The organism is Bacillus sp. G402 (assembly GCF_051172515.1).
Taxonomy (GTDB): domain Bacteria; phylum Bacillota; class Bacilli; order Bacillales; family Bacillaceae; genus Bacillus; species Bacillus altitudinis.
Map to the genome: position 1 here is coordinate 1,309,732 of NZ_JBPIZC010000001.1, position 25,493 is coordinate 1,335,224.

General features: G+C 40.7%; 34 protein-coding genes, 1 tRNA gene and 2 riboswitches. Of the genes, 12 read left to right on the top strand and 23 right to left on the bottom strand.

Going from position 1 to position 25,493, the window contains the following annotated elements; genetic code table 11:
- Window positions 1-335: 335 nt before the first annotated feature.
- Window positions 336-560: a hypothetical protein gene (locus ACSBQP_RS06880; protein WP_047945565.1), complete on the bottom strand. Its 225-nt coding sequence runs from the start codon at window positions 558-560 to the stop codon at window positions 336-338.
- A 136-nt stretch (window positions 561-696) separates the two neighbouring features.
- Window positions 697-918 carry a hypothetical protein gene (locus ACSBQP_RS06885; RefSeq protein ID WP_056704928.1) on the bottom strand — a complete coding sequence of 74 codons (222 nt, stop codon included), beginning with the start codon at window positions 916-918 and terminating at the stop codon, window positions 697-699.
- 1,003 nt (window positions 919-1,921) lie between these two features.
- Between ACSBQP_RS06885 and ACSBQP_RS06890 the strand changes: the two genes are divergently transcribed.
- The 3 genes from ACSBQP_RS06890 to ACSBQP_RS06900 all read left to right on the top strand — a co-directional run bounded on the left by ACSBQP_RS06890 (window position 1,922) and on the right by ACSBQP_RS06900 (window position 3,195).
- Window positions 1,922-2,467 carry a hypothetical protein gene (locus ACSBQP_RS06890; RefSeq protein ID WP_435028278.1) on the top strand — a complete coding sequence of 182 codons (546 nt, stop codon included), beginning with the start codon at window positions 1,922-1,924 and terminating at the stop codon, window positions 2,465-2,467.
- A 21-nt stretch (window positions 2,468-2,488) separates the two neighbouring features.
- The gene (locus tag ACSBQP_RS06895; protein ID WP_024720145.1) at window positions 2,489-2,812 is read left to right on the top strand and encodes a hypothetical protein; all 324 of its coding nucleotides are present in this window, start codon (window positions 2,489-2,491) and stop codon (window positions 2,810-2,812) included.
- 110 nt (window positions 2,813-2,922) lie between these two features.
- Entirely contained in the window at window positions 2,923-3,195 is a 273-nt protein-coding gene (locus ACSBQP_RS06900; protein ID WP_411237980.1) for a hypothetical protein, read from the top strand.
- Window positions 3,196-3,426: 231 nt separating this feature from the next.
- Here the strand turns inward: ACSBQP_RS06900 and ACSBQP_RS06905 are convergent, their stop codons facing one another.
- From ACSBQP_RS06905 to ACSBQP_RS06925, 5 genes are all read right to left on the bottom strand, one after another.
- A complete protein-coding gene (locus ACSBQP_RS06905) occupies window positions 3,427-3,657 on the bottom strand; it encodes a hypothetical protein (RefSeq protein WP_024720143.1) in 231 nt (76 codons plus the stop codon).
- A 32-nt stretch (window positions 3,658-3,689) separates the two neighbouring features.
- On the bottom strand, window positions 3,690-4,196 hold the full coding sequence (locus ACSBQP_RS06910; protein WP_435028279.1) for a hypothetical protein: 507 nt from the start codon (window positions 4,194-4,196) through the stop codon (window positions 3,690-3,692).
- 524 nt (window positions 4,197-4,720) lie between these two features.
- A tRNA-Val gene (locus ACSBQP_RS06915) sits at window positions 4,721-4,793 on the bottom strand.
- A 128-nt stretch (window positions 4,794-4,921) separates the two neighbouring features.
- Window positions 4,922-6,100: a cystathionine beta-lyase gene (metC, locus tag ACSBQP_RS06920; protein WP_007498948.1), complete on the bottom strand. Its 1,179-nt coding sequence runs from the start codon at window positions 6,098-6,100 to the stop codon at window positions 4,922-4,924.
- Window positions 6,097-7,215 (bottom strand): methionine biosynthesis PLP-dependent protein, encoded by a 1,119-nt coding sequence (locus ACSBQP_RS06925; RefSeq protein ID WP_435028280.1) that lies wholly within the window; start codon window positions 7,213-7,215, stop codon window positions 6,097-6,099. The genes metC and ACSBQP_RS06925 overlap by 4 nt, the downstream gene beginning before the upstream one ends.
- 79 nt (window positions 7,216-7,294) lie before the next feature.
- A riboswitch (SAM riboswitch) is annotated at window positions 7,295-7,416 on the bottom strand.
- Between the two features lie 220 nt (window positions 7,417-7,636).
- Between ACSBQP_RS06925 and ACSBQP_RS06930 the strand changes: the two genes are divergently transcribed.
- From ACSBQP_RS06930 to ACSBQP_RS06940, 3 genes are read left to right on the top strand one after another with little or no spacing between them, the layout of a single operon-like run.
- Window positions 7,637-8,377 (top strand): esterase family protein, encoded by a 741-nt coding sequence (locus ACSBQP_RS06930; protein WP_019743058.1) that lies wholly within the window; start codon window positions 7,637-7,639, stop codon window positions 8,375-8,377.
- A gap of 52 nt (window positions 8,378-8,429) precedes the next feature.
- Window positions 8,430-8,945, top strand: a complete 516-nt coding sequence (locus ACSBQP_RS06935; RefSeq protein WP_017359656.1) for a YjcG family protein — start codon at window positions 8,430-8,432, stop codon at window positions 8,943-8,945.
- Between the two features lie 6 nt (window positions 8,946-8,951).
- Window positions 8,952-9,386 carry a GNAT family N-acetyltransferase gene (locus tag ACSBQP_RS06940; RefSeq protein WP_008348412.1) on the top strand — a complete coding sequence of 145 codons (435 nt, stop codon included), beginning with the start codon at window positions 8,952-8,954 and terminating at the stop codon, window positions 9,384-9,386.
- Between the two features lie 83 nt (window positions 9,387-9,469).
- On the opposite strand, the gene ACSBQP_RS06945 is transcribed toward ACSBQP_RS06940, so the two are convergent.
- The gene (locus ACSBQP_RS06945; RefSeq protein WP_008348414.1) at window positions 9,470-9,727 is read right to left on the bottom strand and encodes a hypothetical protein; all 258 of its coding nucleotides are present in this window, start codon (window positions 9,725-9,727) and stop codon (window positions 9,470-9,472) included.
- 126 nt (window positions 9,728-9,853) lie between these two features.
- Between ACSBQP_RS06945 and ACSBQP_RS06950 the strand changes: the two genes are divergently transcribed.
- Complete coding sequence (locus ACSBQP_RS06950; RefSeq protein ID WP_435028281.1) at window positions 9,854-12,163, top strand: ATP-dependent helicase; 2,310 nt, start codon at window positions 9,854-9,856, stop codon at window positions 12,161-12,163.
- A 16-nt stretch (window positions 12,164-12,179) separates the two neighbouring features.
- Here ACSBQP_RS06950 and ACSBQP_RS06955 read toward each other — a convergent pair whose 3' ends face one another.
- From ACSBQP_RS06955 to ACSBQP_RS06975, 5 genes are all read right to left on the bottom strand, one after another.
- Window positions 12,180-12,437 (bottom strand): stage VI sporulation protein F, encoded by a 258-nt coding sequence (locus ACSBQP_RS06955; protein ID WP_008348417.1) that lies wholly within the window; start codon window positions 12,435-12,437, stop codon window positions 12,180-12,182.
- Window positions 12,438-12,573: 136 nt separating this feature from the next.
- Window positions 12,574-12,711 (bottom strand): YjcZ family sporulation protein, encoded by a 138-nt coding sequence (locus ACSBQP_RS06960; protein WP_008348419.1) that lies wholly within the window; start codon window positions 12,709-12,711, stop codon window positions 12,574-12,576.
- An 84-nt stretch (window positions 12,712-12,795) separates the two neighbouring features.
- Window positions 12,796-13,017, bottom strand: coding sequence for a hypothetical protein (locus ACSBQP_RS06965; RefSeq protein WP_041507451.1), 222 nt, complete (start codon window positions 13,015-13,017; stop codon window positions 12,796-12,798).
- 84 nt (window positions 13,018-13,101) lie between these two features.
- Window positions 13,102-13,230 carry a hypothetical protein gene (locus ACSBQP_RS06970; protein WP_265786067.1) on the bottom strand — a complete coding sequence of 43 codons (129 nt, stop codon included), beginning with the start codon at window positions 13,228-13,230 and terminating at the stop codon, window positions 13,102-13,104.
- A gap of 71 nt (window positions 13,231-13,301) precedes the next feature.
- Window positions 13,302-13,652 carry a DUF1360 domain-containing protein gene (locus tag ACSBQP_RS06975; RefSeq protein ID WP_025207166.1) on the bottom strand — a complete coding sequence of 117 codons (351 nt, stop codon included), beginning with the start codon at window positions 13,650-13,652 and terminating at the stop codon, window positions 13,302-13,304.
- A gap of 177 nt (window positions 13,653-13,829) precedes the next feature.
- Between ACSBQP_RS06975 and ACSBQP_RS06980 the strand changes: the two genes are divergently transcribed.
- The 5 genes from ACSBQP_RS06980 to ACSBQP_RS07000 all read left to right on the top strand — a co-directional run bounded on the left by ACSBQP_RS06980 (window position 13,830) and on the right by ACSBQP_RS07000 (window position 16,464).
- Entirely contained in the window at window positions 13,830-14,216 is a 387-nt protein-coding gene (locus ACSBQP_RS06980) for a spore coat protein (protein ID WP_007498962.1), read from the top strand.
- Between the two features lie 44 nt (window positions 14,217-14,260).
- The gene (locus tag ACSBQP_RS06985) at window positions 14,261-14,596 is read left to right on the top strand and encodes a hypothetical protein (RefSeq protein ID WP_008348429.1); all 336 of its coding nucleotides are present in this window, start codon (window positions 14,261-14,263) and stop codon (window positions 14,594-14,596) included.
- 88 nt (window positions 14,597-14,684) lie between these two features.
- The gene (locus ACSBQP_RS06990) at window positions 14,685-15,170 is read left to right on the top strand and encodes a spore coat protein (protein ID WP_008355374.1); all 486 of its coding nucleotides are present in this window, start codon (window positions 14,685-14,687) and stop codon (window positions 15,168-15,170) included.
- 146 nt (window positions 15,171-15,316) lie between these two features.
- Entirely contained in the window at window positions 15,317-15,808 is a 492-nt protein-coding gene (locus tag ACSBQP_RS06995; protein ID WP_025207165.1) for a CotY/CotZ family spore coat protein, read from the top strand.
- A gap of 212 nt (window positions 15,809-16,020) precedes the next feature.
- Entirely contained in the window at window positions 16,021-16,464 is a 444-nt protein-coding gene (locus ACSBQP_RS07000; RefSeq protein WP_008348434.1) for a CotY/CotZ family spore coat protein, read from the top strand.
- Window positions 16,465-16,501: 37 nt separating this feature from the next.
- Here the strand turns inward: ACSBQP_RS07000 and ACSBQP_RS07005 are convergent, their stop codons facing one another.
- The 10 genes from ACSBQP_RS07005 to ACSBQP_RS07050 form a co-directional block, all read right to left on the bottom strand.
- Window positions 16,502-17,077, bottom strand: coding sequence for a CotO family spore coat protein (locus tag ACSBQP_RS07005; RefSeq protein WP_047945549.1), 576 nt, complete (start codon window positions 17,075-17,077; stop codon window positions 16,502-16,504).
- A 113-nt stretch (window positions 17,078-17,190) separates the two neighbouring features.
- Window positions 17,191-17,967: an enoyl-ACP reductase FabI gene (fabI, locus tag ACSBQP_RS07010; protein WP_003211867.1), complete on the bottom strand. Its 777-nt coding sequence runs from the start codon at window positions 17,965-17,967 to the stop codon at window positions 17,191-17,193.
- Window positions 17,968-18,116: 149 nt separating this feature from the next.
- Window positions 18,117-18,923, bottom strand: a complete 807-nt coding sequence (gene thiD / locus ACSBQP_RS07015) for a bifunctional hydroxymethylpyrimidine kinase/phosphomethylpyrimidine kinase (protein WP_025207163.1) — start codon at window positions 18,921-18,923, stop codon at window positions 18,117-18,119.
- Window positions 18,924-18,940: 17 nt separating this feature from the next.
- A complete protein-coding gene (locus ACSBQP_RS07020; RefSeq protein ID WP_048003221.1) occupies window positions 18,941-19,954 on the bottom strand; it encodes a thiazole biosynthesis adenylyltransferase ThiF in 1,014 nt (337 codons plus the stop codon).
- Complete coding sequence (locus ACSBQP_RS07025) at window positions 19,951-20,718, bottom strand: thiazole synthase (protein WP_048003220.1); 768 nt, start codon at window positions 20,716-20,718, stop codon at window positions 19,951-19,953. The genes ACSBQP_RS07020 and ACSBQP_RS07025 overlap by 4 nt, the downstream gene beginning before the upstream one ends.
- A gap of 4 nt (window positions 20,719-20,722) precedes the next feature.
- Window positions 20,723-20,926, bottom strand: a complete 204-nt coding sequence (thiS, locus tag ACSBQP_RS07030) for a sulfur carrier protein ThiS (protein ID WP_017367025.1) — start codon at window positions 20,924-20,926, stop codon at window positions 20,723-20,725.
- On the bottom strand, window positions 20,923-22,035 hold the full coding sequence (gene thiO / locus ACSBQP_RS07035) for a glycine oxidase ThiO (protein WP_046527494.1): 1,113 nt from the start codon (window positions 22,033-22,035) through the stop codon (window positions 20,923-20,925). Before thiO ends, thiS begins: the two co-directional genes overlap by 4 nt.
- Window positions 22,019-22,636, bottom strand: coding sequence for a thiazole tautomerase TenI (tenI, locus tag ACSBQP_RS07040; protein WP_046527495.1), 618 nt, complete (start codon window positions 22,634-22,636; stop codon window positions 22,019-22,021). The genes thiO and tenI overlap by 17 nt, the downstream gene beginning before the upstream one ends.
- The gene (gene tenA, locus ACSBQP_RS07045) at window positions 22,611-23,321 is read right to left on the bottom strand and encodes a thiaminase II (protein WP_046343186.1); all 711 of its coding nucleotides are present in this window, start codon (window positions 23,319-23,321) and stop codon (window positions 22,611-22,613) included. Before tenA ends, tenI begins: the two co-directional genes overlap by 26 nt.
- A 78-nt stretch (window positions 23,322-23,399) precedes the next feature.
- Window positions 23,400-23,509, bottom strand: a riboswitch (TPP riboswitch).
- A gap of 53 nt (window positions 23,510-23,562) precedes the next feature.
- Entirely contained in the window at window positions 23,563-25,410 is a 1,848-nt protein-coding gene (locus ACSBQP_RS07050) for a monovalent cation:proton antiporter family protein (protein ID WP_206114277.1), read from the bottom strand.
- Between the last annotated feature and the right edge of the window lie 83 nt (window positions 25,411-25,493).

The window sequence follows — 25,493 nt, forward strand, 5'->3', positions numbered from 1 at the left end:
CCTCTTAAACTGGATATGCTGATACTATTAAAAAATGTGTGATTGGTATGGAAAAGGAATTTTTTGATTCTAAAAATACTGAGAAACAATCTGGTGGATAAAGTTCGTCCCCAATTCGCCCCCAATCAAAAGAAACAGAACAAACATTTGTTACCGACAATCAAAAAACCCTTGCTAGGCAAGGGTTTCAACGATGATTCCGACTGGGCTCAAACCAGCGACCTCTATCCTGTCAAGGTAGATATATGGCATACTGTGAGTATCACCAATATCCTCTGGTGTTCCTTAGTATTTTTTAAAAACCGAAAAAAATGTTACCTTTTTATACACCTGTTTTAAGCTTTATCACCATTAATATATTTCACTAACATAGCTGCTGCGTACATAAAGAATGCAGCGATTAAACCATTCACCATACTTCCAAAAACTACAATCAAAATCTGTCCTGCGTAATCTGTCCATGTCTTATCTGGAAATACAGCAATGTTCCATATACTTATGAGCATATAGAATCCAGTCGCAATGATAAAAGTCCAAACAATTAATTTTGATTTGAGCATTTATTGACAATCCCCCATAATCCATTTTCTTCTATGATAACATGAGTTAATAATTAATCTTCAATCAATTCATCGTGATCCATATTCTTAGCTTCATCTAACTCACGTTCTAATCGCTTCTTATCTTGTTATCCTTTCAAAACGTATATGAGCAATATACAGAGTTGGTTTCTTCATAAGTCGAAAAGCTTTCTACTTTCAAATATCCTTCAAAGCCCAAAGCAGCTTTAACTATATTTTTACTCTTAAACAACATATCTCTTTGAATATCATTATCTTTCATGTTTGAAATATCGTCTATAAACATTGTGTGTAATTCAAATCTATTATTCTCATATTCAAATCTAAGAACCTTCACTTTTAATCCTCCTTATTAATTTTCCTTAATTATACAGGGGATTTAGATTGAATGGAAAGAATATCATAGTTTTAAACGACTGAACGCAAATATGCGTTTTGACATAAGCTGATGTCATTTTAAATGACGGTAGGTATTTATGAAATCCCCACTGTAGGTTAAAACTACTCCCTTTGTAATACTGCACTACTGTGTCAAGTGTCCCGAACAGTTTCTCAACCCTCAAGTTTGAGTTTTGATACTTGTGGCTTGTCCTGCATCGTCAGAAACGATACACCCATCCTTCGTACAGCACTTAATGGCAGCTTTCGCCTTTCAGATACATGTGCAAATAGTGAAGCACAGTGGTATCCTATCCTCATTTATCGCATCGGCTGAGTCACTACCCTTTTAAGTTTAAAGTGTTAGCACATTCCACGACAGTCTTATCCTTAAAAATGGCATCACTAAAGACAACACCTTGATCCAGGAGTATAGACTGATCCTATTTAGTTAGGTGAGGTAAACTTTACTTGCCTCGTAAAATGCACGACCTATTGAATACAAACTAAATTAAGTTAGAATGGGCTGGTATCATGGGCGCGTACCAACCCATCAGATTAGATAGTGCGCCAACACTTTTCTAATCAGCTAGAAATGACGATCATGAGCAGTAGGAATAGCCCTAATGTGCTCATGATTGTTACAAATAGTAACTCATCTATTAACCTTACATCTAAAAAGAAATTGAATACAATATTATTGAATTCATTGATGATGTAAAGAATGAATTCAATCAAATAAATAAAAAATTAGATAGACAAGTAGCCACTTACATTGATGTGTAGATGGTTTTTTCATGCGTAAATATGCCCTTTTCAAGATGCAAGAAATTAGTAACACATCTAATTAAACAAAGACAAACAGCATGTGATTTAAAGCCCATTTATTCTAATTTATGTAAAATTTTTTCCTTTCTGTGATATCCTCACTATTGAAAAATGATTAGAAAGGAAGTATTCCAATGAAAAAGTTTTTTGTTAAGATGTTGCTAGTTCTCATATCAGCAGCAGTTTTCATTCCCACAACAGCTACATATGCAGCAGAAAAGATTGAACAGAAAGAAAATTTGGCAGTAACTTTCAATCCTACTGAGCTACAAAAACAACTTGCTTTAAGAGATGTACCATTAGAAAAACAAGAAGCCTTGCTTCAAGCATTTAAAGCTATTGAGAATGCTAACAATGATCCACTTGCTACTACAAATGGCCCTAAGGGTGCGGCTATTAAGGTAGCAATCAAAGTAATTAAAGGCTTAGTGAATAACGACTGGGCAAAATGGGTTTTACAGCAACGTTTTGGAAAGGAAGCTGTAAATGGTACTGTCAAAAATGCAAACAAGATCATTAAAGAATTAGAAAAAATTATTGATACTCCAAAAAATGCAGCTGGTAGGGCTCGAAAGGTTGTTTCTGCAGAGCTTAAAAAACATATAGACTCAGGTGTAGCTGATACAATCGGACTTGTTGTTGAATACATCGTTCTCACTGCTGATTTACTTATACTTTAGATAAAAGGATGGTACATATATATGTCACAAAATCAATTCATTCAGTTCCAAAAAGCCAATGGTTTAGACGATGAAGACGTTCAATTCCTCATTACTCTCTCAGGAGCATTTTGCACCTGTGAAGAAGAAAACAAAAAGGCATATGATATAACAAGGACAGCGTTCATTAGACACTTTGGTGAAGAATTAAACCTTTCAGATATTGAAGGAAATACTAGAGAAGAATATGAAGAGATTATCAATCAATTTCTAAGCAAGAAGGATAAAAAAATTAATGTGGACGAGCTTTTACAATCTTTTTATGATGCAGATATGATGGATGGATTAAAAAAGAAATTCAATTAATGGCCTTCATTTGAAGGTCTTTTTTAATACCATCATTTACATATAATATAGACCCCCTCCTCCATTCTCCTTATTATTAATTTAATAAATTCAATTATAGGAGTTATATTGTGGCCAAAACTAATAGAGGAAATTGGAAGAAAATTTTTGAACATGCCAAGAAGAATATGACAGAGACATTAACATTCCCAGGAAAACCCTACTCCATAGCAATATTCCCCCAAGTTTATGGAACACTGACAGAAGAAGAATTCTATCAAGAATTAGCAAACATAATTATAAAAGAAGCACTTATGGAATCTAAATATAATGAGGGTGATGAATATGAGCGAACAGCAAAAAAACAAGCCAAAGAAGAGAAAAGAAGCAATCGCGAACTATAGAATCACTACACAGGTAACACCAGAAGTGGAAAAATTCTTTAAAGAGGGTATGGCTACAAAAAGTTATATGATTTCGCCTCAACGCCTCACACCTAATGTACAAATATAAAAAATTTTAAAAATGAAAAAGAACCCCAAAATTATAGGGTTCTTTTTCTCACATTCCTGGTCTAACATCATTTAAAGATACTTTCATATTAATCCCTCCCCTACTTTCTTCAAATACTTCTTTTATTCAGTCCAAAATGCAGGCGGAGTGTTCCAAACCTGATATTGCTGATCAATATAAGCAAACTGTTTCTTCCACTCACTCTTTTCCCATGCCTTTTGATTAGTGTAAGATTTATCTTTTGGTTTTGGAAATTCTCCATCTACATGTCCATTTTCAATATGATTAAAAACAGCAACTTTGTTCCCTTTATCAGTGTATTTGTACCATAAAGTGATCATTTTCACAGGCATACGACTCCCCCTCATTATCTCACAGGTTTACCTTATATCTCGCTTGTTTCCTTCTCAGTATCTATAAATTCAAATTGTCTTACTTGATGCTCCAGTATATAGCATTCTGAAAGCCATTCAGGTACGTACCCCAAATGTCGTTCACCTAATTTTATTCTCTGTAAAGCTAAGTCAATTTTCATTTTCACCCAATAATAATGTGCAAAATTTCCAATATGAGCATTATTTCTAACCCATATTGTTTGACCCTCATTTTTTAGATAAGCAATGTTCTTTTTATCAAATCTCTTCATAGCAAGAGCACCGTCTTTTAACAATAGCTTTTTGTCATATATCTCTAAAAAAACAAAACATCCATTCCACCCATAATTATTTTCAGGTCTTATAAAGTCAGTTTTTTTTACATAAACATCAGTTGCTTCAAGATTGGTTACCTCATAATTTATAAATTTCAACGAATGGTAATAAACCGGTGAGTTATAAGGCTTACAATAAAATCCCTCATTGTCGAATCTAATATTTTTTACATATTCTTTCAATTTTCACTCTCCTTAAAAGAATGATTTTATAAAATTCCTATATCTTCATTAACTCTCGATGAAAACAAAAACTTTCAATTTCAATTATCTCTCAAAACCTTGGAAAAAACAAACAAAAAACAGGTATATAGAATACAGTCTATACACCTATTAGACCTTACCTTTCATTCGCTTTAATTTCTATAAAATTCTTCCGTTTCATTATTAGCCCCCTTTTTCATTAGCAACCATTTTATCAACGTTCATATTCACTGAATAATTGTTGGTAAAATTCTAGTCACTGACACTTCAAATACTTAAAACGATCGATTTTTTGTCAAGTAGTATTACCCTTAACGACAACACCAAGAGCATTTGAAGCCTCTTTCCAACAGAGAGCCGATCAAATTGATCACATATTAAATTAACCACACTGAAAAATACAGTGTGGCTTTTAATTTGTTAATGTTACCTTTTTGTTTATAGAAATACAAAAGCCATTCTCGATTATCTCAAGAATGGCTCTGTATCAACGTCTTTTCATATGATTCCGACTGGGCTCGAACCAGCGACCTCTACCCTGTCAAGGTAGCGCTCTCCCAGCTGAGCTACGGAATCGGGTTATGTATCAGTTCTGGGCTTTCTGTTACTGACAGTCTCTATTATATAACCATCATGATCAGTCGTCAATGGTTTTGTTCAAAAAAGGCGAAAAGCCGGTATCCGCACCGGCTTTTCACTAACTTTTATGACTGGTTCACAAGAGCTGGCTTTAGTTGATCTAGTGCTTGTTTGAAGTCCCTTTTGAGATCTTCTCCGTTTTCTACGCCCACACTTAATCGAAGTAAACCATCCGAAATACCTCTTTTTTCTCTTTCTTCTTTTGGCATAGCGGCATGGGACATTTTAGCCGGATAGGAAAGAATGGATTCGACTGCTCCGAGGCTGACGGCGAATACAGGTAATGTGACGCCATCGACCAATTCTTTGACAGCCGCTTGGTTTTCTAGTTCAAATGAAAGAACAGCACCTGCACCGCTCGCCTGTTTCCGCTGAATGTCTGCCCCTGGGTGATCATCTAATCCTGGGTAATATACTTTTTTGACCGCAGGATGTTCTTTTAGGAATGTAGCCAGTTCTAATGCGGTTTGACTGGCTTTTTCTAATCTGACTTGAAGGGTCTTTAATCCTCTAAGCACAAGCCAGCAATCCTGTACGCCAAGTACCGCCCCGAAGGAGTTTTGCAGCGAATAAAGTTCGTCTCCTAGCTTCTCATCTTTCACCACGGCTAAGCCTGAGAGTACATCACTGTGGCCGCTTAAAAATTTCGTTGCGCTGTGCAGCACAACGTCTACACCAAGGTCCAGCGGACGCTGAAGCGCAGGCGTTAAAAACGTATTATCTAAGAAAGTCAGACAGTCATGTTCTTTCGCAATCTGTACGACACCTTCAATATCCGTAATACCGAGTGTAGGGTTTGACGGTGTTTCCATGTAAATGACTTTTGTATTTGATTGAATGCCTTGTTTCACTTCATTCAAATTGGTCATGTCCACAAAGGTATGCTCAATCCCAAATCTTGAAAGAACTTGGGTGATCATTCGGAAAGTCCCGCCGTACACATCTCTTGTGACAAGAACATGATCTCCTTTTGATAATAGAAGAAAAGCGGTTGAAATGGCTGCCATACCTGACGCAAAGGCAAGCCCTCTCGTTCCTCCTTCTAGCGCTGCAATGGTATCCTCTAATGCCTGACGTGTAGGGGTGCCTGATCGGGAGTAGTCATATTGACCAAAGTCATCGAAGCTGCTTTGGTGAAACGTCGATGCATGTTGAATCGGTACACTGACTGCACCTGTTGAGCGGTCTGTTTTAAACGCATTATGAACGAGTTGTGTTTCTAGTGTCCAATCATGTGTGGTCATTTCGTGTGTACCTCCTCTTTCACATTTGATAGTGCCTGTTTCAGGTCTGCTTTTAGGTCCTCCACATGCTCAATCCCGACTGAGAAACGTAGCAATTTGTTACACACACCGTTTGCAATACGAATCTCTTCTGGGATGTCCATATGGGTTTGCGTTGCAGGATACGTAATGAAGCTTTCGACTCCGCCAAGGCTTTCAGCAAAACAAATCGTTTTCAGCTTCTTTAAAAATGGATTGACCCAGTCCTCTTTGGCTACTCGGAATGACAGCATGCCTCCCTTTCCTGGGTAAAGCACATCTTGAATTTCCGGCTGCTGCTTTAGAAAGTCAGCTAATTCCTTCGCATTAGCTTCGTGCTGGCGCATTCTCAGCGCCAATGTTTTCATTCCTCTCATTAAAAGCCATGAGTCAAATGGAGATAAAACCGCTCCGATGGCGTTTTGATGCTGGAACATGTCTTCCGATAGCTGCTCCCCATTTGTGACGACAAGTCCGGCAAGAACATCGTTATGTCCGCCTAAATATTTGGTTGCACTATGAATGACAATGTCTGCTCCGAGTGTAATCGGTTTTTGCAAGACGGGCGTATAAAAGGTGTTATCCACAATGACCAATGCACCGTGTTCTTTTGCGATTTTCGCAACCTTTTGAATATCCGCTTCCTGCATGAGTGGGTTTGTTGGCGTTTCAATAAAGACGGCTTTTGTATTTGGCGTCATTTTAGAGCGTAAACAGTCTTCATCTGAAAAATCATCATAAACAAAGCGCAGTCCGTACTTTTTCCATTCGTTTTCAAATAGACGGTATGTACCGCCATATAAATCTGATGAAACAATGAGTTCATCCCCGCTCTCAAACAGCGCCATGATCGTTTGGATGGCAGCCATTCCCGAACTGAAGGCAAAACCGGCCGTTCCTTCTTCGAGTGAAGCAATCGCATCTTCTACAAGCTGCCTTGTTGGGTTTTTCGTCCGAATATAATCAAATCCTGTTGATTCCCCAATGCCTCTATGTCTGTAAGCTGTTGAAAGATAAACGGGAGGACTGACAGTTCCAGTCGCCTCTTCGCTGCGGTTTCCAATTTGCGCTAACTTCGTTTCCACATGTTCTGTCATTTGACACCATCCTAAGTAAAAATCTAATTTCAAAACAGAAAAACCCCTTCTTCATAAGAAGAAGGGGTTTAATCGCTTCCTCTTATCTTCCAAGCAAAAAAGCTGCTTGCTGGATTTAGCACCTTGGTACATCACATGAAGTGATGCATACCGGTTGCTGAGGTTTCAAAGGGCCAGTCCCTCCACCTCTCACGATAAGAATGTGTTGTCTGTCTGTTCTAATTCTTAATACTGTAACGCATTAAACCTCATTTTTCAAGGGGAAATGTAACGATTAATTAAAATTTTCTGTATTTTGCAGCAGATTGGATGTCAGCCAATTTGATTGCATGTTAGCATATAGGAACAACGCTGTTTTTCGTGTTACAATGAATGGAAACGTTTCACTTATGATGAATTTGGTTAGCTGGAGGAATGGATTATGGTGAAGAAAACAGGCATCATTCAAGAAGAAACCTTACAGTCAAAAGAACTTGGGGCAGATATGACCATTTTGATTTATTTACCAGTCAATTACTCCCCCCTTTATACATATCATGTCATCATTGCACAAGATGGTCATGATTATTTCCGCTTAGGTAAAATAGGCAGACAAGCGGAAGAATTAATGCAAAACAAAGAAATGGAACGCTCGATTATCATTGGTGTCCCATATGAAAATGTGACTGAAAGGCGAAATACGTATCATCCAGACGGACCAAAGTTCGAGGCGTATAAACGCTTTTTGGCAAATGAACTCGTTCCGTATATTGATGAACACTATCCAACGTATCAAGTTGGATCAGGTCGTACATTTATTGGTGATTCATTAGGTGCTACGATCTCACTTATGACAGCCATTGATTATCCTTCGTTATTTGGCGGACTGATTTTGCAGTCTCCTTACGTGGATGAGTCGGTTCTGCAAGCAGTCAAACAGTCATCATCCCTTGCTCATTATGCCATTATCCATCAAATCGGGTTAGAAGAAACAGCTGTGAAAACGACAGATGGGCAAGTGCTTGACTTTATTCAGCCGAACGAAGAATTAAAGGTCCTTTTGGAGAAGTCCGGTGCGGATTATTTATTTGAGACATTCGAAGGCGATCATAAATGGACGTTTTGGCAGCCGCTCATTTCGCCTTCGTTAAAAAGAATGCTCCCATATTCGTTAATCAACTGAATTTTGTTATAATAAAAAATAATAAATACTTTCTTAATCAGGAGGGAACATGATGAAATACGGAGTTGTTTTATTTCCATCAAAAAAATTGCAAGACATTGCGAACTCTTATCGGAAACGTTATGATCCGAACTATGCACTCATACCACCTCATTTAACATTAAGAACACCTTTTGAATTAACGGATCTAGAAGCAGCTGAGGTCGTCTCCACCTTGCGAGAGTACGCAAAAAATGCTTCTCCTATTACGTTACGTATTAAAAAATTCAGTTCATTCGCTCCTGTAAACAACGTGATTTATATGAAAGTAGAACCGAACGAAGAATTAATGGCTCTCAATGAGAAGTTGTACACTGATCCGCTTGCTGGTACACCTGAATATGCATTTGTTCCGCATGTGACAGTGGCTCAAAAGTTATCAGACGATGAGCATTCAGACGTTCTAGGCACATTGAAGCTGAGAAAAATTGACCACGAGGAAACGGTTGACCGCTTCCATCTTTTATATCAATTAGAGAACGGTTCTTGGACCGTTTATGAAACATTTATCTTAGGAGAAGAGGGTTAAAGACATTTGAATACAGTCATCGTAAAAGAACAAACACAACGAGAAGATGCTTATTATGTTCGAAAAGAAGTTTTCGTAAAAGAACAAGAAGTCCCGTTAGAGATCGAAATTGATGAACTTGAGGACGAAGCCATTCACTTTGTCATTTATAATGATGACAACAAACCACAAGCTGCTGCTAGACTGCGCATAATTGAAGGTCATAAGGCAAAGCTTGAACGAATTTGTGTATTAAAAGAGGCGCGCTCTTTCGGTCTTGGCCACCAGCTTTTAGAAGCACTTGAGTCTGAAGCGATGGCAAACGGGGCGAAAGAAGCTGTCATGCATGCACAAGTCCAAGCTCTTCCTTTTTACGAAAAGAAAGGCTACAAAGCCGTTTCAGAACCGTTTGAAGAAGCAGGAATTACACATGTCAAAATGACAAAAACACTATCCGTTTAACGACAATAAAAAGCCAGGGCATCATGGATGCTCTGGCTTTTTATTGATTCCATCTCGTTCGCTCAGGAAGAAAGCGCAGTCATTTAGACGTAAGTATTGATATGAACGCCCTTACCTTCTTCCATAAACATATCTCGTACAAAGCGTTCCCGCTTTTTTTGCTGTACTTTCGTTTCCGCTTCTGTCACTAAGTCCTCTTTTTTCTCCAGCTCTCTGTATACCTTGTCATGAAAGGTGCGGGTGACCTTCGTCACTTTCGCATAGTCTTCTTTATCCTGAGGAGCAGGACGATTGATATATTGAAAATACAGATCCGGCTGAATCGGGGCTATATATCCCATCAAGAACGCCTCCTTTGCTTCTCTTCTACTCTACTATTCCCTAATTATGACTGTTTGAAACACGCCTCATTTGATATGATTAGATGTGTTTCTTTTTAACATTGATTGACTATTGGAGGACTAGCTTTGAAATGCGCACGACGACATGATCGAACGATCTCATTACATACATATTCGAGAGAACACTATCAATTCCTCCATGATGAGGGCAAAAAAGGGCATTTATCTTGCCCATATTGCGGACAACCCGTCTTTTTCAGATTAAATATACATGAAGAACCTGCCTTTATCCATAAGCAAATATCTCAGCAAGAGATTTGCGAAAAAAGAGAACAACAAGAGGAAAAGAAACCGGCTGAACGAGAGGTACATGCATCCTACAAAGAACTTGGCGGCTTTCGCTTTCCAACCGGCAAACAGATCATCTCACAAACAGAAGAATCGGATGACTGGCAGGAACCACGGTCCATTCAATTTGGCGAAACCTTTCATTTAGAAAAGAATGAAGAAGTCCATACCATTGACCTCTTTCCACACATCACCTTTAGCGCACCGCAGCTTCAAGCTGTCACACACAAAGACGGTCCGATGCTTGTGCTGGCTGGCGCCGGCAGCGGGAAAACAAGGGTACTGACAGCAAGAGCTGCTTATCTGATGTCGCACCATCAAATCCCTGCTCACCATATCCTGCTCGTGACCTTCACCACAAAAGCAAGCAGTGAAATGAAAGAAAGACTACGTATGCAGTATCAGCTTCATCCATCACAGGCGAGCCAAGTTGTGACAGGTACATTCCACAGTTTATTTTATAAAATGCTGCTTCACGATAATCGGGGCAAATGGAACGGACAGCATTTGATTAAATTCGACTGGCAAAAAGAGCAGTATATTCGCAAAGCGATCATGAGTGAAGGACTTGATGAAAAAGACTATCCAACCGATCAAGTGCTGCAATCAATCGGCTATTGGAAAAATGCTTTTTTACCAAACGAACTTCCTGAGCTGAAAGATGAAAAGGAAAAGCAAATGTGGACAATCTATCAGTCATACGAACAGCAAAAGCGTGAAAATCAACAATTTGACTTTGATGACATGGCCATTGCCTGTTTACACATGCTGAATAAGCAGCCTGAATTGCTCAAACAATATCAAGAACGATTCAAGTATATTTTAGTAGATGAATTTCAAGATATTAATCCCGTACAATATCAATTAATCCAGCTTTTAGCTGGAGAATCCGAGCAGCTATTTTGTGTAGGTGATGATGATCAAGCCATCTATGCATTTAGAGGAAGCAATCCTGCTTTTATTCTTGACTTCAAACAGGACTATCCTTCGGCCGAGATCGTCCATTTACATGCAAATTACCGCTCTCATCATACGATTGTCGCAAGTGCAGACGCCATTATTAAGAAGAACCAGCATCGTTACGAGAAAACGTTAAAAGCCGTTCGCGTGGAGAAAATTCCGCCGACTCTTTTTTATCCATATGACGAGGAAGAGGAAGCGACCATGATCGTAGCAGATATTCAGGAGAAAATTAAAAACGGTGCAAAACCGAATGACTTTTGCGTGCTGTTTAGAACGAATACAGGAGGCCGTGCGATTTATGAACGTCTTCATCAATCGGCGATTCCGTATCAAACCGATGCTGGCGTAAAAGCCTTTTATAGCAGAAGAATTGTTCGGGTGCTGCTCGCTTTTCTTTCGCTAAGTCAGGATGCAGATGATGTCGCCGCAATGAAGCTGCTGCTGCCCGTTTTCTTTTTAAAGCAGCAAACACTGAATACCATGAAGGCGCTGACCATTACGGAAGATTGTTCTATGGTAGAGGCACTTGGAAAGCTAACAGACATTCAGCCGTTTCAGCGCAAAAAACTGCAATCGATCGTTCCCCTGTTTCGAACGTTAAAAACGTTAAAGCCATCTGAAGCTGTAGCGTTTATTGAACAAAGGATGGGACTTGGTGATTATTTAAAAAAACGAGTGAATGATACGAATGTGCTTGAAAAAGGAAAAGATGATGTACGAGATGTGAAAACAGCGGCGAAACGTTTTGAAACAATTGAAGCCTTCCTCGCTCATGCCGTACATATGAAATCTGCTGAAAAGGAAAAATCAGATGAACCAGGCGTTCAGCTCATGACGATCCACCGTGCGAAGGGACTAGAATTCCAAACAGTGTACATCACGAGCGTGGTTGATGGGGCGCTCCCTCATGACTTTGCACTTGATGAGCTGAGAAACGGTGATGAAGAAGCCATTGAAGAGGAGCGGCGTTTATTATACGTTGCCATGACGAGAGCAGAACAATCCCTTTATCTATCCGTTCCATCATATAGAAGAGGAAAAACGGCTCACCGCTCCCGCTTTTTGTACCCTCTTTTAAAGAAAAATCGTGAATTATTCACACAAAAACAACAGGCCCCCCTTTAAACGGAGAGCCTGTTGTTTATTTTTTGTTGTTCATCATTTTAGCGATTGTATTAAAATCAAGCTTTTCTTTTCCACTTGTAATCGATTGAACGATTTTGTCTTCCATTTCTTTAGGTACACGTTTGTTTGCAAGCTGCGCCACTTTTTTAATGACACCTCGAACGGTATTCTCATCTTTAAAGTTCGCGTTTTGCAAAGAACCTGCAAGCTTAAAGACATCATTCATATTTACACCTGTTTTATTTTCCACACTTTTAAAGAACTTATTATCCATTCCTTTGCCTCCTCTTTGTGGAGTAATCACCTTACTATATGAAAATAGGCGAGATATGTGCCTATCCTGCTGCCTTGTTAGCAAAGAGAAAGGAAAGCAAAAGGCTTCCCTATTGCTTCCCTCACCTTCTTACTGTTTAGTTAAAGAAAGAAGCACCAACGATGATTAGAAGAATGAAAAGCACGACGACAAGAACAAAAGTTGAACCATAACCGCCGCCGTAGCCGCCGCCATAACCTCCGCAATAACCGCCACCGTAACCGTAACAACTCATATTTAAGCACCTCCTCTTCTCCCTTACAAAATATGAAAAATACATGAAATGGTTTGGACGATCACATAAAAAAGTGCGGAATTTTTATTTCTGCTGTTTAAAGACGTAATCTGCCTCTCCATGACGGATCATGAATGCTTCTGTTTCTTTCGCAAAAGTATCCATTTTCTCGCCAAATACTTTTAAGTGCTCTTCAAGATCCTTCGCTTTATTCGCTAGATCCATTTCAGCTTTTTCGTGCGCTTGCTCTTTCCCATCATGGGGTTTAGTGAACAAGGAACCGATTAATTGTTCGAATGCATCCATTCTGGTCACCCCTTCTCTCTTACATATGCATCACCCAAAAAAAGGGCAACAAAAAAACCGGATAAATCCGGCTTTTGTTTTTCCCTATTGAGGTTTCTTTTTCTTCCCGCAGCCGCAGCCCGTCTTCTTGATTTTCTTCGTATATACAGATTGTTGATTTGACTGCGCTGGATACCCTTGAAGCATATGTGACGGTGTTTCAGTTTGTTTCATCGCAACCCTTCCTTTCCTATTCCATGTTAGTATATGCATTTTCTTTAAGCGTGTCTGATCAGAATGCCTGTTTATTTCACAAGCTTCGACACGACTGCTTCAATCAAGCCTGCTGCGGCGGCAATCGCTAATAGTAAATTAAGCCACATGCTGATGACAGGAAAAAATATGTATATCAGTAGTAAAGCAGCAGTGCACCACATACCCGTACACCAATAACAGCTTAACAGCTCTCCTATCCAAGATCGCAGTCCCTTCCCCTTAATGACAATATAGGTCTCGACTTCACCTTGTTCGTTTATCTCTTCTTGCTCTTCATGAAATAGACGGCGAAAGGGGGCTGTAATCGTATCAAACACGATCAATCTCGTCAGCCTAAAGGATGCGAGGGCAAATATAGCAAATGACAAAGCGCCGCTCATGGAACCTCCACCTCCTTCATTCTTCTTTTTCCGTCCTTTCTTTATATATGCAAAAAGAAAGACCGCCATGATGAATCGAGTGGAAATAAAATTGGGTTGTACTTTTTCATGCTTTCCGATTCCACCTTGAGCCTCTGCTGCATTAAATAATGTATAGATAAGAAAGGAGTGAAAGTATTGTCTATTGAAGAAAGTGCTGATTTATTATACACACAACTGTTAAACGAATTAATCAGCAATTATGATGATTTCATCGAGATCAAGGATTCCGAAAATGTCACGATTCATAAAACAGATGTAACAGCCGCACTCTCCCTTCAAGCGACCGTAACGACAATCATTACTCTTTTAATTCAAATTCTTGTACCAGATGATGAATTGGCTGCAGACATCACAGAACAGCTTTTAGCTGCACAACAAGTGACAGTTCAAAAGAAAACAGTGATTCAAATCATCAATTGTTATAACGTCACGATTACATTATCTGATGCATCCATTATGAACTCCGTCCAAATTCTCACTCAAACACTGAATGTACTTTTAGTTGAAGCCGGCATTCTTTGACCCTTTCTTTTTCTAACATCACGTATGAAAGAGGTGAAATAATCGTGGCTGAAGAGAACGAAAAAAAGGAGTTTCAAATCAACACTGATGTTGATCCATTAACAAGCCTTCTTGTGAGTGATATTTTAAACAAAAATAATGTCACAGATGATCAGAAAGCAAACCTTTCAGAAGATCAAAGAAAGATGATTTTGAAGCTGGTTCAGGATTTACAAAAGAAAGCAGATGATTTCGTACAGCAGCAGCAGGAGAAAAAGCGTCAGGCAGAGGCAGCAAAACATGCAGAAGAGGTCGAGCCTGAACCACAAGTGCGCCCTAAACGAAATTCACTTCGAGATCGTATCCAGCAGCGCCGTCAAGCGCAGCAAAATAACGATTAAATAAAAATGGGTTGCCTGCTAGGATAAATGCCCGAGACAAAACCAATCATTCCAGCATTTAATAAAGTAAACGGAAGGAGGAAAAGAAATGGATTCTAAACCATACTCTTGGGTCGCTCTAGATCGTAACTGTACACACCACGGCGATTACCATCATAACTACGAAAGAAAAGCAGTCTGTGACGGCAACTATTATGATGATGAAGATGTTTTACAAGACTTTGATCAAGTGAGTGTGACAAAGCAGACATCTGAGGAAGTCATTATCGTTAGAGATTCTTGTGACATTAACGTCTCTTCTGTTGATGCACAGGTTGCAGCATCTATCCAAGCAGCTGTTCAAACAGCGATCATCACCATTACAAACATCTCAATCGCTGATGGTGACCTAGCTGACCGCGTCACGCAAGATCTCTTACAAGCAGCTAGCCATAAACAAACAAATCGCCAGAAACTTGTTATCGAAAACTCTAGAAACGTTACAGTCTCTACAATCGATGCAGACATCTCTATTGCCATCCAAACGCTTACACAGACACTTGTTGCGACGATCGTTGCAATTGGTATCCTCTAATGTACAAAAGCAGAGCGAAAAGCTCTGCTTTTCCTTTTCTAAAAATACAACAAAGATAAATAGTCATTTACCCACACCAACTAGAGGGCGCATACATATGTTGTTAAGGACTAAAGTCAAATACCTTGTTAAAGGAGCTGAAATCCATGAGCTGCGGAAAACACCATGGCCGACATGATGAAAACTGTGTATGCGATGCGGTTGATAAGATTTTAGCAGAGCAGGAAGCTGTAGAAGATAAATGTCCTACGAGCTGCTACAGTAATTTATTAAGCCCGACAGTTTCTGGAAAAGATACGATTCCGTTTTTACTTTTTGATAAAAAGGGCGGATTGTTCTCTACTTTCGGAAACATTGGAGGATTTGTTGACGATTGCCAATGCTTCGAATCCATTTTCTTCCGGGTTGAAAAATTGCATGACTGCTGTGCCACATTATCTGTATTAAGACCTGTTGATGTACACGGACATACGCTAAGCGTTTGTCACCCTTGCGATCCTGACTTCTTTGGTTTAGAAAAAGCGGACTTTTGTATCGAAGTTGATTTGAACTGTTTCTGCGCGATCCAATGTTTAAATCCAGAACTTGTCGACAGAGTCATGCCGGCAAAAGATAAAAAGCATCATCACCACGGCTAAACCAATCGCCCGCTCATCTAACTTGTCATAAGTCAAAGCATCCCCTTCCTCACGAATGACAACCAATCATGCGGAGCAGTCAGCAAAAGGCGGCCGCTTCCGCATTGATTGACATTAGATGCATCAACCGGCGAGACACGTAATAAAGCTTATAGATGATGATGACAGTGCTCAAACACTCAAACAAATTTCCTTGTATAGGAGGGTTGAATATGAGCCGCAAACATTCATGGAACTGTGTAGCAGAGGCTGTTGAAAACATAAACGACTTACAAAATGCCGTCGAAGAGGATTGCCCGACCAGCTGTTACAGCAATCTCCTTTCTCCATCACATTCATTAGGTGACACTGTCCCGTTTGTTCTATTTACCTCAAAATCAAAACCATTCGTCGCATTCGGAAACGTCGGAGAAGTAGATGCTGGCCCTTGCTTCAGCACTGCATTTTTCAGAGTCGAACACATCTCTGATCACTGCGCAACACTCAGCTTGCTTATTGCATTTGACAAAGATCGTCATATTTTAGATTTTACAGATAAAGATTCCGTATGTGATGTGTTCCGTTTAGAAAAATCAAAGTATTGCATTGAAGTAGACCTTGACTGCTTCTGCGCAATAGAGTGCTTAAATCCAAGACTCATCAACCGTAGCTGCTAACAAAAAAAGTCCCGTTATGGGACTTTTTTTATGTTCATTAAAAACCAAGTGGATGAATAGAAGAAATATCACCAATTGCTAATTCCACTGGATTACCGCCGCCTGCCGTGCGGATGACCACCATATTGTCTTTTCTCTCCATGATGATCCCTCTATATGTTTTTCCATCGGCTTCAATGAGGCAAAGCGCTCTCGGCATATTATGCGGCAGACTTGTAAGAAAATCGACTTTCTCCTCGATATTCATTTGGCTTAACGGCTTCTTCACTCGTTTTCTTCTTGGTTCTTCTTTTGTTTCATGAAATACGCCTTCTGGCTGTTTTTCTTGTTCTTGTACTGGCTCTCGATTTTGTGAATTATCTTTTTCTTGATTGATCTCCCGCTCTTGCTGTAGCGCAGGCGGCTCTTCTTTTTTCTGCTTTACTTCCTGTGATACAGGTTCTTGCACGCTCTCTTCGATTGCATCCTCTTTGGCGCTTTTTTTGGTTTCTGAAGGTTTTTCTGACTTCTTGCGCTTTCTCACAATATTTTGCATGGCCGGCGCTGATTCATCATAGCTCGGCTGAACAATATACATAAGCGGCTTTTGATTCTCATCACCTTTATTTGACATACTAATCCCTCCCGAATGATTCATTCCTTATATATATGAGAGGACACCCCAAATCAGAAGAAAAATAAAAAACAGCATACCAGTGATTGGTATGCTGCAAATCAATTATTCGTTTAGCGGGCAATGATATGGAAGCCAGAATCAACATGAAGATTCTCACCTGTCATGCCGCGGGATAAATCACTGAATAAGAATAGTGCTGTATCGCCAACTTCTTCAGGAGTCGTTGTACGGCGAAGCGGTGCACGCTCTTCAATATCCTTCAGGATCGTATTAAAGCCGCTGATTCCTTTTGCAGATAACGTACGAATTGGACCAGCAGAAATGCTGTTCACACGGATGCCTTCCGCTCCAAGATCAGCTGCTAAGTATTTCACACTTGCTTCAAGGGCTGCTTTTGCTACACCCATGACATTGTAGTTAGAGACAACGCGCTCTCCGCCTAGGTAAGTAAGTGTGACAATGCTTCCGCCTTCTGTCATGAGCGGACGTGCTGCTTTTGCTACAGCTGTTAGTGAATAGGCACTAATGTTGTGCGCTAAAAGGAAACCTTCACGGTTCGTGTTCAAATATTCACCGACAAGCTCTTCTTTGTTCGCAAATGCAATCGCATGTGCAACACCATGGATGACTTGTACTTTTTCTTTAATCGTTGCAAAACATTTTTCGATTTCTTCATCACTTGTCACATCACAAGGAAGAATAATGGAATCATCACGCTCTAGCGTGCTTGCTAGTTCTTTTACTGATTCTGCAAGACGATCTCCAACATAAGTAAAAATCAAACGAGCTCCTGCTTCGTGAAGTGAACGAGCGATCCCCCAAGCGATGCTTCGTTTATTGGCAACACCCATCACCACAATATTACGGCCTTCTAAAGAAAAGTTCATATGTATTAAAGCCTCCTATTTTTTCAAGACATAGTATTAGTACCTGATCATAATCTTATCACATATCATGAGATATTGACAATTTCCGTTGAAAGAAAGTTTTTATTTCAGAAAAAAGACCGTCCTCACAAGTGAAGACAGTCTTCTTTTTATGCTTTGACTCTGTTTTGCTGATAAGCAAAGTGGTTAGTCGGTCCGTGCCCAGCGCCAATATTCAGAGGAAATTTGATCGCCTCATGGACAAAGGTTTCTGCCGTTTCAAAGGCTTCCTTCATGGAACGACCTTTTGCTATTTCTGCCGTTAATGCCGCTGCAAATGTACAGCCTGTTCCGTGTGTATGTGGTGTATCAATATGTTCATTACTGAGTTCAAAAAAGCTTTTTCCATCGTACAAAAGGTCTGTAATGAGGCCGCCTGAAGGACTATGACCTCCTTTGATCACAACATAGCACGTGCCAAGCTCATAAAGTCGTTCTGCTGCTCTATGGCGATCTTCTTTTGTCTGAATGCGCATGCCTGTCAGCACTTCTGCCTCAGGGAGATTCGGTGTGACTGCATAACTGACAGGCAGTAACTGTGTTTTCATAGCAGAGACCGCATCTTCATTTAATAAAGAGGCGCCCCCTTTGGCAATCATGACTGGATCGACAATTAGTTTCAAGTCATATTGCTTCGTTTTTTCAGCAACGACACTGATCATTTCAGCACTCCACAGCATCCCTGTTTTAGCGGCATCTGGCAACAAGTCTTCTGCTACTGCATCAATTTGACTTTCGAGTGCCTCGATAGACAGAGGATAAATACCGTGAACGCCAAGTGTGTTTTGCGCTGTAATGGCCGTAATGGCGGACATTCCGTACACACCAAGCTCCTGAAAGGTTTTCAAGTCTGCTTGAATACCTGCTCCACCGCCAGAATCAGTACCTGCGATGGTTAATGCTTTTTTAATCGTCATGTCATCTCACCCTCTCATTAGCCAATCCATTGATGATAAATCGTTCTCGCTTTCGCAATATCATTTGTCCCATGGACAAGCGCTCTGCCATCTTTGAATAAAACAAGCTTGTACTCATCCTTCTGACACGAAAGCAAATAAGGATTTTCCAGCACATCCATTCCTGCTTTCTTTAGCTGACGGGCTACTTCATGCAGCGCTGGGGGTGCCCCTAGTGCACTGCGAATTTGTACAGTATTTCGTCCACATAATACATCTGCTTTTGCTCTTTGATCATATGAGAGAAATGGATATGTCTTAAGACCGCAGCTTGGACATTTTTTCTTTTTTAAAGACGTAACGGATCGAATATCAGATCGCTCGTTTGTCCATAAATCAAACGATCTTAATACCGGCGTGATTTGGTGTCCTGTTAAAAGCTTCAGTGCATCCGCCACTTGATAGGCCGCAACCTGCTGCACAACTGGACTAATAATTCCTGCTGTATCACATGTCATGCCTTGTGCAGGTAAATGCTCAAGTAGGCAGTGTAAACATGGTGTTTCACCAGGAATCACTGTGAATTGAATACCATAGCTTGCTACACAGGCCCCATAAAGGAACGGAATTTGATGTTTGACGGCCGCATCGTTCGCAATCATTCTCACCTCAAAATTATCCGCTGCATCCACGATGATGGATGCCCCGCTGACGTACTCATCAATATTTTGAGCGGTCACGTCAATGACGATTCCTCTCACGTGAACGTCACTGTTCACCTGCTTGAGTCTTTTCTCAGCAGCCACAGCCTTTGGCAGCCGATCAAGAACATCTTGCTCTGTGTAAAGCTGCTGACGCTGCAGGTTGCTCCATTCAATATAATCTCTATCCAAAATGGTGACAGATCCTACGCCGGCACGGACGAGCATTTCAGCACTCGCTGTTCCAAGTGCCCCAGCCCCAATAATGACGGCATTTGAGGCATTTAGCCGTTTTTGTCCTTCTGTACCGATCGGCCTAAAAAGCTCTTGGCGTGAATAACGTGTGCTCAAAATGCTGGCATTCCTTCTTGCGGACTGCTGGCTGTTCCATAGTTTTTGAGTGGAATACGGCCTGCCTCGAAACCGAGTCTTCCAGATTCAATCGCCAGCTTCATCGCTTTAGCCATTTTCACAGGGTCCTTTGCGCCAGACACGGCTGTATTCAGTAATACAGCATCAGCGCCCAATTCCATCGCAAAAGCAGCATCCTTCGGCGAACCTACACCCGCATCAATAATAACTGGCACCTTTGCCTGTTCGATAATAAACGATAGATTCAGAGGGTTTAAAAGCCCTTGACCTGAACCGATTGGAGAAGCACCTGGCATAATGGCATGAACACCAAGTTCTTCTAATTTTCTTGCCAGCACCACATCATCTGACGTATATGGCAACACGATAAAGCCTTCTTCTAATAGCATTTCAGATGCTTTTAACGTTTCGACTGGATCTGGCAGAAGAGACCTTGAACAGCCAATGACTTCTACTTTGATCATGTCACACAGTCCAGAAGCTTTCGCTAAACGGGCAATCCGCACCGCTTCTTCCGCTGTACTTGCCCCGGCAGTATTTGGCAGCAATGTATAGGCTGATAAATCAAGCTGCTCTAAAAAATTGGGCTGTGATGGTTCAAATATGTTCATTCTTCGCACAGCAAAGGTCAAAATTTCAGCTTCTGATACGTTGACCGCCTCTTTTTGAACTTCAAATGATGGATACTTTCCTGTCCCTAGTAATAGTCTTGATGTAAATGTTTTTCCGCCAATGCGCAGCATGGTGTCATCCTCCTCCTACAAAGTGAACGATTTCAATCGTGTCATTTGGTTGAATTTTTACCTGTTGAAAGGCTTCTTTATCTATAATTTCTTGATTTTTTTCAACGATCACCACTCGGTTTTCAAGTTGATAGGCTGATAGCAGATCAAAAATCGTGCCATTTTCCTTATCGAAATCAACCATTCTTCCATTCAATTGAATTTTCATACGAACAATGCCTCCTTTCGCCCAATACGAAACGCATGAAGCCATTCCTTGTGAACAGACTCGCCCGCTATTAAGCCGCGAATGATTTCCCCCGTAATTGGCGCAAGTAAAATGCCATTTCGGTAATGTCCCGTTGCAAAAAGAATACGCTCGTCTTCTGGATGTTTTCCGATATAGGGGTGCCGGTCGCTTGTCGCTGGCCGAAGACCTGCCCAGCATTGATCAATCGGCATCTCTCGAATAGATGGCATGAGCTGAGATGCTTTGTGAATAACTGCTTCAATACCGCCAAGTGTCGGAACGGCCTGCCAGTCATTCGGTTTCATCGTTGCACCAATCACTAGCTTACCGCTATCCCTTTGAACGATATAACAATGATCATGATAGATGGTGTGTGCAAGCGCTGGACCGTTATTCCAAACAGACACGCATTCTCCTTTTACTGGATAGAGAGAATGTGATAACCCCAGTTCTTCTAAAAAACGGCCCGACCATACACCACTTGCTACAGTCAGATGATCACATGTGAAGATGCCTTTAGCTGTACTGACTGTCAATGTTTCTTTTCCCCTCTTCACATCGATAACAGGGGTAAACTCCTTCACATCCGCTCCGTGCCGAACAGCCGCCTGCCAAAAAGCCCTGCATACCGCATATGGCTCGACATGTACATCATCTTCTATCAATCCTGCTCCTAAGATGTCATCTGCAATTTGAGGCATACGTTCTTTTACGCTGCTTGCTTCAAGCCATTCAAATGTGGGCAAATGCTGCATCCGGCAAAGCGCACGCTTTTCTTGTTCTGTAAAAGCCACCTTCATAATCCCGCCCACTGATATCCGAATATCAATGCCCGATTCATGCTGAAGGTCGACTGTTAATTTTTCATATAAAGCCTGACTTTGTCTGCCTACTTGAAAGAAAATATCCTCATCACCTTCTCCTTCAGCATGTGCACCCAGCATGCCAGCAGCCGCACTTGTCGTTTGCTTCCCGATCTCATTTGCCTCAAATAAGACAATCTGCTTTCCTGCTTTTGCAAGGTGATAAGCGATCGACATCCCTATGATTCCACCACCAATGATTGCAACATCATAATGCTTGTTCATAAGGATTCTCCTTTCGCTTTTTAGAAAATGTTTGCGCCATTTTGCGCGGCTGAGGATGAGCAAAAATCCCCGACATGACGGCTATTCCTTTTAACTCAACATGCATCAATTCTGGCAATCGTTCTGGTGTGATTCCACCAATGACAACGACTGGAATGGACAGCTCAGAAGTCATTTCCTCCACAACCTTTATGCCTCTCGCCTGAAGTCCGGGTTTGCATGCGGTATCATACACGTGCCCAAACATGACATACTCTGCCCCGTTCTTCTCTGCTGCTTTGGCTTCTTCTATCGAATGAACCGATACCCCCGCATGGAGGTGAGGAAATTTTTGTCTTAATTCCTTTGGCGAAAAGCTGTGTCCTGGAAGATGAACCCGGTGAATATTGGTCAGCAGCGCAACGTCAACTCGGTCATTGATAATCAGCTTTTCTTTCGGAACACCTTCTGCTAGAAGTTGTTTCACGAGGTGAACCAGCTCACCTGCTGCCTTCGATCGTTCACGAATATGAATAAAGTCTACTTCAGACGCAATGTCTTTTATTTGCTTGATGAGCTCCCTGACAGGAAGCGTATCATTTGTCACTGCATGGAGTTCCATTTGCACCAACCCCATCTAAGCATGCTGTCTGCCACATTTCTTTTTCATACGCCATCTCCCAGAAATGGTATTCGTAATAGCTCGAAATCACGAAATTTTCTTTCATATTAGCCCGCACATGTTCTGGCGCTTTTTCTGCAAGTTCATTAAAACGGTTCACCTGTTCAAAAACAAGCTCTTTAAACCAATCCCCGCCATATGTCAAAATCCATTCTTGATAAATCGGATGGTCAGGAGTTGTTTGTTTCAGTTTTTCTCCTACCTCATAATAAAGCCAGTAGCACGGCAATAATGCGGCTAAAATTTCTTCAAAACGACCGCTTTTCACAGATCGGTACATATGCGAGGTATATGCATAAGCAGTTGGAGAAGGTTTAAAGTTTGCCAGCGCTTCATCAGAGATCTGGAGCAGTTCTGTGAACTTTCTATGCAGTGATAGCTCTGCTTCATACGTACCCTGCGCATGATATGCCATTCTGCCTGTCGTATGTAAGTCCTCACTAATGGCGGCTCCATACGACTGTACTTTTGCAAAATGAGTTAAATAGTACGAATCCTGCATCACATAATAAGTGAAACGATCGAGTGAAAGTGTGCCATCACCAATCCCTTTCACAAAAGGGTGTGTAAAGCTCCCATTCCACCATTTAGCTGCTGCTTCTTTACATTCGTTCGAAAATGTCATGTTCCTCTCCTCCTGTTTTTCCATATAAAAAAACCACTTTCCTCGTGGAAAGTGGTTTGGAATTTGTAAAAAGCATAGTCAAAAACCGCACCACTTCCCTACGCAGGTATGAACCTGTTCAGGTAATGAGGGTCTAAAAGTCTACACTTTTATCTCAGCCCTTTTAAAGGACTCCCCTAGTGGATCAAACATATATTGTTGTACCTCTATCTTAATCAGGAATTGTTCATCGGTCAAGGGTTCATTGCAACTCTAATTGGGCTCTAAGTCCTGCCACATACTCCCGGGAGCCAGACACAAGCACGCGGTCACCGCTTCTAAGCGTCGTATCCCCATGCGGCACTAAGCTGTCAATTCCTCTAAAAATACGGACAAACACCAAATCGCCGGTAAAAGGAAATTCCCTCAGCATGACATTATGATACCGATGATTGTTCATTTGAATTTGATACAAAGAAGAATCCTCATTTGTTAACAAGCGAATCGCATCAGGTGCTTCAATCAATGCCCTCAGCACCGTTTTAGATGATAAAAAGTTAGAAAAGGTATCGATCCCTGCTTCCTTTAAAGTCAGCTCGGCTTCTGCTTTGTTGACACTTGCAATGACTTGTTTAGCTCCTTCTTCTTTTGCAAATAAAGCAATTTCCTTATTTTTCGTTTCACTGCCTGTAGCCACAACGAGCACATCCTCTTGCCCGATGCCAGCCTGCCTGAGCGTATCATCGTCATATTGTTCAATCGCTTCAACTTCAAAGATGGAGTCAGCAAGCAAGGCTTCTTTATTTTCCTGAAAGACGTGTAAAATACGGATGTCATATTCATCCTGATGTAAATCAAGCGTCACAGGTAACGTCAGCTGATTCGCCCCAATAAACGTCACACGCTTTTTATGATTGGTTTCACGTTCTTGTTTAAATAACGCCTTAAACCAAACAGGTGTTAAAACACTCGTGAGCACAGCGACTAGAATAAGAGCTCCTGACATTTTATGATCAATGACACCAAGCCGCTCACCAATCGTTGCAGCCGCAATGACAAGGGATAACGTCGAGGTTAATAAAAAACCAGAACCAATGACTTTTTTCATGTCATACCATTTTTTTAAATAAAGAATCGGAACGAGTTTACTAAGCAATAATGCGATAAACAGTAGCGGAATCATGATCATGATGGTTGGATCTTTAAAGAGTGACCATATATTCAGGTCCACACCGACCATCACAAAAAAGATCGGAATTAAAAAGCCATAGCCAAACGAGTCCAGCTGCTGTACGAGCTCTTTATTAGGCGAAAGAAGAGACACAAGCACACCTGCTAAAAAAGCCCCAAGAATATTTTCAGCACCGAGTGATTCAGATAAGGCAACTAAGACTATAATGAGAGTAAAGATGGCTCTTGTCCCAATTTGCACCGTTCCTTTTGACATGGACTGAAAAATGGACTTTGTCTTAAATACCCGGCCAAATAAATAAAGAAGAATACCTGCCGCAAATAATAATAAGAGCAACCACATGTTCCCTGTTCCATCGCCATAAATGGAGGAAAACACAGCAAGTAAAATCATTGTCACCAAATCAGCAATGACGGCTACAAGCAAAATGATTTGACCAATATTCGTTTGCATCAACTTTTCCTCTTTTAAGGTAGGAACTACCACACCCAATGAGATGGTGGAAATAATAAGCGTCATTAAAAAGGCATTTTGAATAAATCCTGCAAGGACAAACGCATAAGACAGGATAAAGGACATACAAAATACGCCAACAAAAATAATGGTCGCTGTTTTAAATGTATTCGGTTCTTTTAAACCATTTGGCAGTTCTCGCGCTTTCTTCTTTGATTCAAAAGAAGAAAAATCTATTTCAAGTCCACTTAAAAACATAAGAAAAATAAAACCTAGCATGGATAACGTATCTAGCCATGCGTCGTGTTCAACAACTAGTTGAAGACCGCTTTTTCCAATGATGAGCCCCATGATGATTTCAGCGACAACGACCGGGATGGTCAGCTTAAATCGGTGCAATAAAATGGGGGTGAAAAAGGCTACAATAATAACGACAACGAGTGATGAAACAGATGTATGCTCCATTGGCTAAAGCCTCCTAACATTCATGTTTAATTTTTAAGTTTTACGTTAAAGCATTGATTCTAACAATTGCCCAAATGAAATGA

Bases quoted from the DNA above. Each gene is read 5' to 3' on its own strand.
- ACSBQP_RS06880 (WP_047945565.1), bottom strand. From the start codon at position 560: ATGCTCAAATCAAAATTAATTGTTTGGACTTTTATCATTGCGACTGGA.
- ACSBQP_RS06890 (WP_435028278.1), top strand. From the start codon at position 1,922: ATGAAAAAGTTTTTTGTTAAGATGTTGCTAGTTCTCATATCAGCAGCA.
- ACSBQP_RS06895 (WP_024720145.1), top strand. From the start codon at position 2,489: ATGTCACAAAATCAATTCATTCAGTTCCAAAAAGCCAATGGTTTAGAC.
- ACSBQP_RS06905 (WP_024720143.1), bottom strand. From the start codon at position 3,657: ATGCCTGTGAAAATGATCACTTTATGGTACAAATACACTGATAAAGGG.
- metC (WP_007498948.1), bottom strand. From the start codon at position 6,100: ATGACCACACATGATTGGACACTAGAAACACAACTCGTTCATAATGCG.
- ACSBQP_RS06925 (WP_435028280.1), bottom strand. From the start codon at position 7,215: ATGACAGAACATGTGGAAACGAAGTTAGCGCAAATTGGAAACCGCAGC.
- ACSBQP_RS06930 (WP_019743058.1), top strand. From the start codon at position 7,637: ATGGTGAAGAAAACAGGCATCATTCAAGAAGAAACCTTACAGTCAAAA.
- ACSBQP_RS06935 (WP_017359656.1), top strand. From the start codon at position 8,430: ATGAAATACGGAGTTGTTTTATTTCCATCAAAAAAATTGCAAGACATT.
- ACSBQP_RS06945 (WP_008348414.1), bottom strand. From the start codon at position 9,727: ATGGGATATATAGCCCCGATTCAGCCGGATCTGTATTTTCAATATATC.
- ACSBQP_RS06955 (WP_008348417.1), bottom strand. From the start codon at position 12,437: ATGGATAATAAGTTCTTTAAAAGTGTGGAAAATAAAACAGGTGTAAAT.
- ACSBQP_RS06960 (WP_008348419.1), bottom strand. From the start codon at position 12,711: ATGAGTTGTTACGGTTACGGTGGCGGTTATTGCGGAGGTTATGGCGGC.
- ACSBQP_RS06965 (WP_041507451.1), bottom strand. From the start codon at position 13,017: ATGGATGCATTCGAACAATTAATCGGTTCCTTGTTCACTAAACCCCAT.
- ACSBQP_RS06970 (WP_265786067.1), bottom strand. From the start codon at position 13,230: ATGAAACAAACTGAAACACCGTCACATATGCTTCAAGGGTATCCAGCG.
- ACSBQP_RS06975 (WP_025207166.1), bottom strand. From the start codon at position 13,652: ATGAGCGGCGCTTTGTCATTTGCTATATTTGCCCTCGCATCCTTTAGG.
- ACSBQP_RS06990 (WP_008355374.1), top strand. From the start codon at position 14,685: ATGGATTCTAAACCATACTCTTGGGTCGCTCTAGATCGTAACTGTACA.
- ACSBQP_RS06995 (WP_025207165.1), top strand. From the start codon at position 15,317: ATGAGCTGCGGAAAACACCATGGCCGACATGATGAAAACTGTGTATGC.
- ACSBQP_RS07000 (WP_008348434.1), top strand. From the start codon at position 16,021: ATGAGCCGCAAACATTCATGGAACTGTGTAGCAGAGGCTGTTGAAAAC.
- ACSBQP_RS07005 (WP_047945549.1), bottom strand. From the start codon at position 17,077: ATGTCAAATAAAGGTGATGAGAATCAAAAGCCGCTTATGTATATTGTT.
- fabI (WP_003211867.1), bottom strand. From the start codon at position 17,967: ATGAACTTTTCTTTAGAAGGCCGTAATATTGTGGTGATGGGTGTTGCC.
- thiD (WP_025207163.1), bottom strand. From the start codon at position 18,923: ATGACGATTAAAAAAGCATTAACCATCGCAGGTACTGATTCTGGCGGT.
- ACSBQP_RS07025 (WP_048003220.1), bottom strand. From the start codon at position 20,718: ATGCTGCGCATTGGCGGAAAAACATTTACATCAAGACTATTACTAGGG.
- thiS (WP_017367025.1), bottom strand. From the start codon at position 20,926: ATGAAAATTCAATTGAATGGAAGAATGGTTGATTTCGATAAGGAAAAT.
- thiO (WP_046527494.1), bottom strand. From the start codon at position 22,035: ATGAACAAGCATTATGATGTTGCAATCATTGGTGGTGGAATCATAGGG.
- tenI (WP_046527495.1), bottom strand. From the start codon at position 22,636: ATGGAACTCCATGCAGTGACAAATGATACGCTTCCTGTCAGGGAGCTC.
- tenA (WP_046343186.1), bottom strand. From the start codon at position 23,321: ATGACATTTTCGAACGAATGTAAAGAAGCAGCAGCTAAATGGTGGAAT.
- ACSBQP_RS07050 (WP_206114277.1), bottom strand. From the start codon at position 25,410: ATGGAGCATACATCTGTTTCATCACTCGTTGTCGTTATTATTGTAGCC.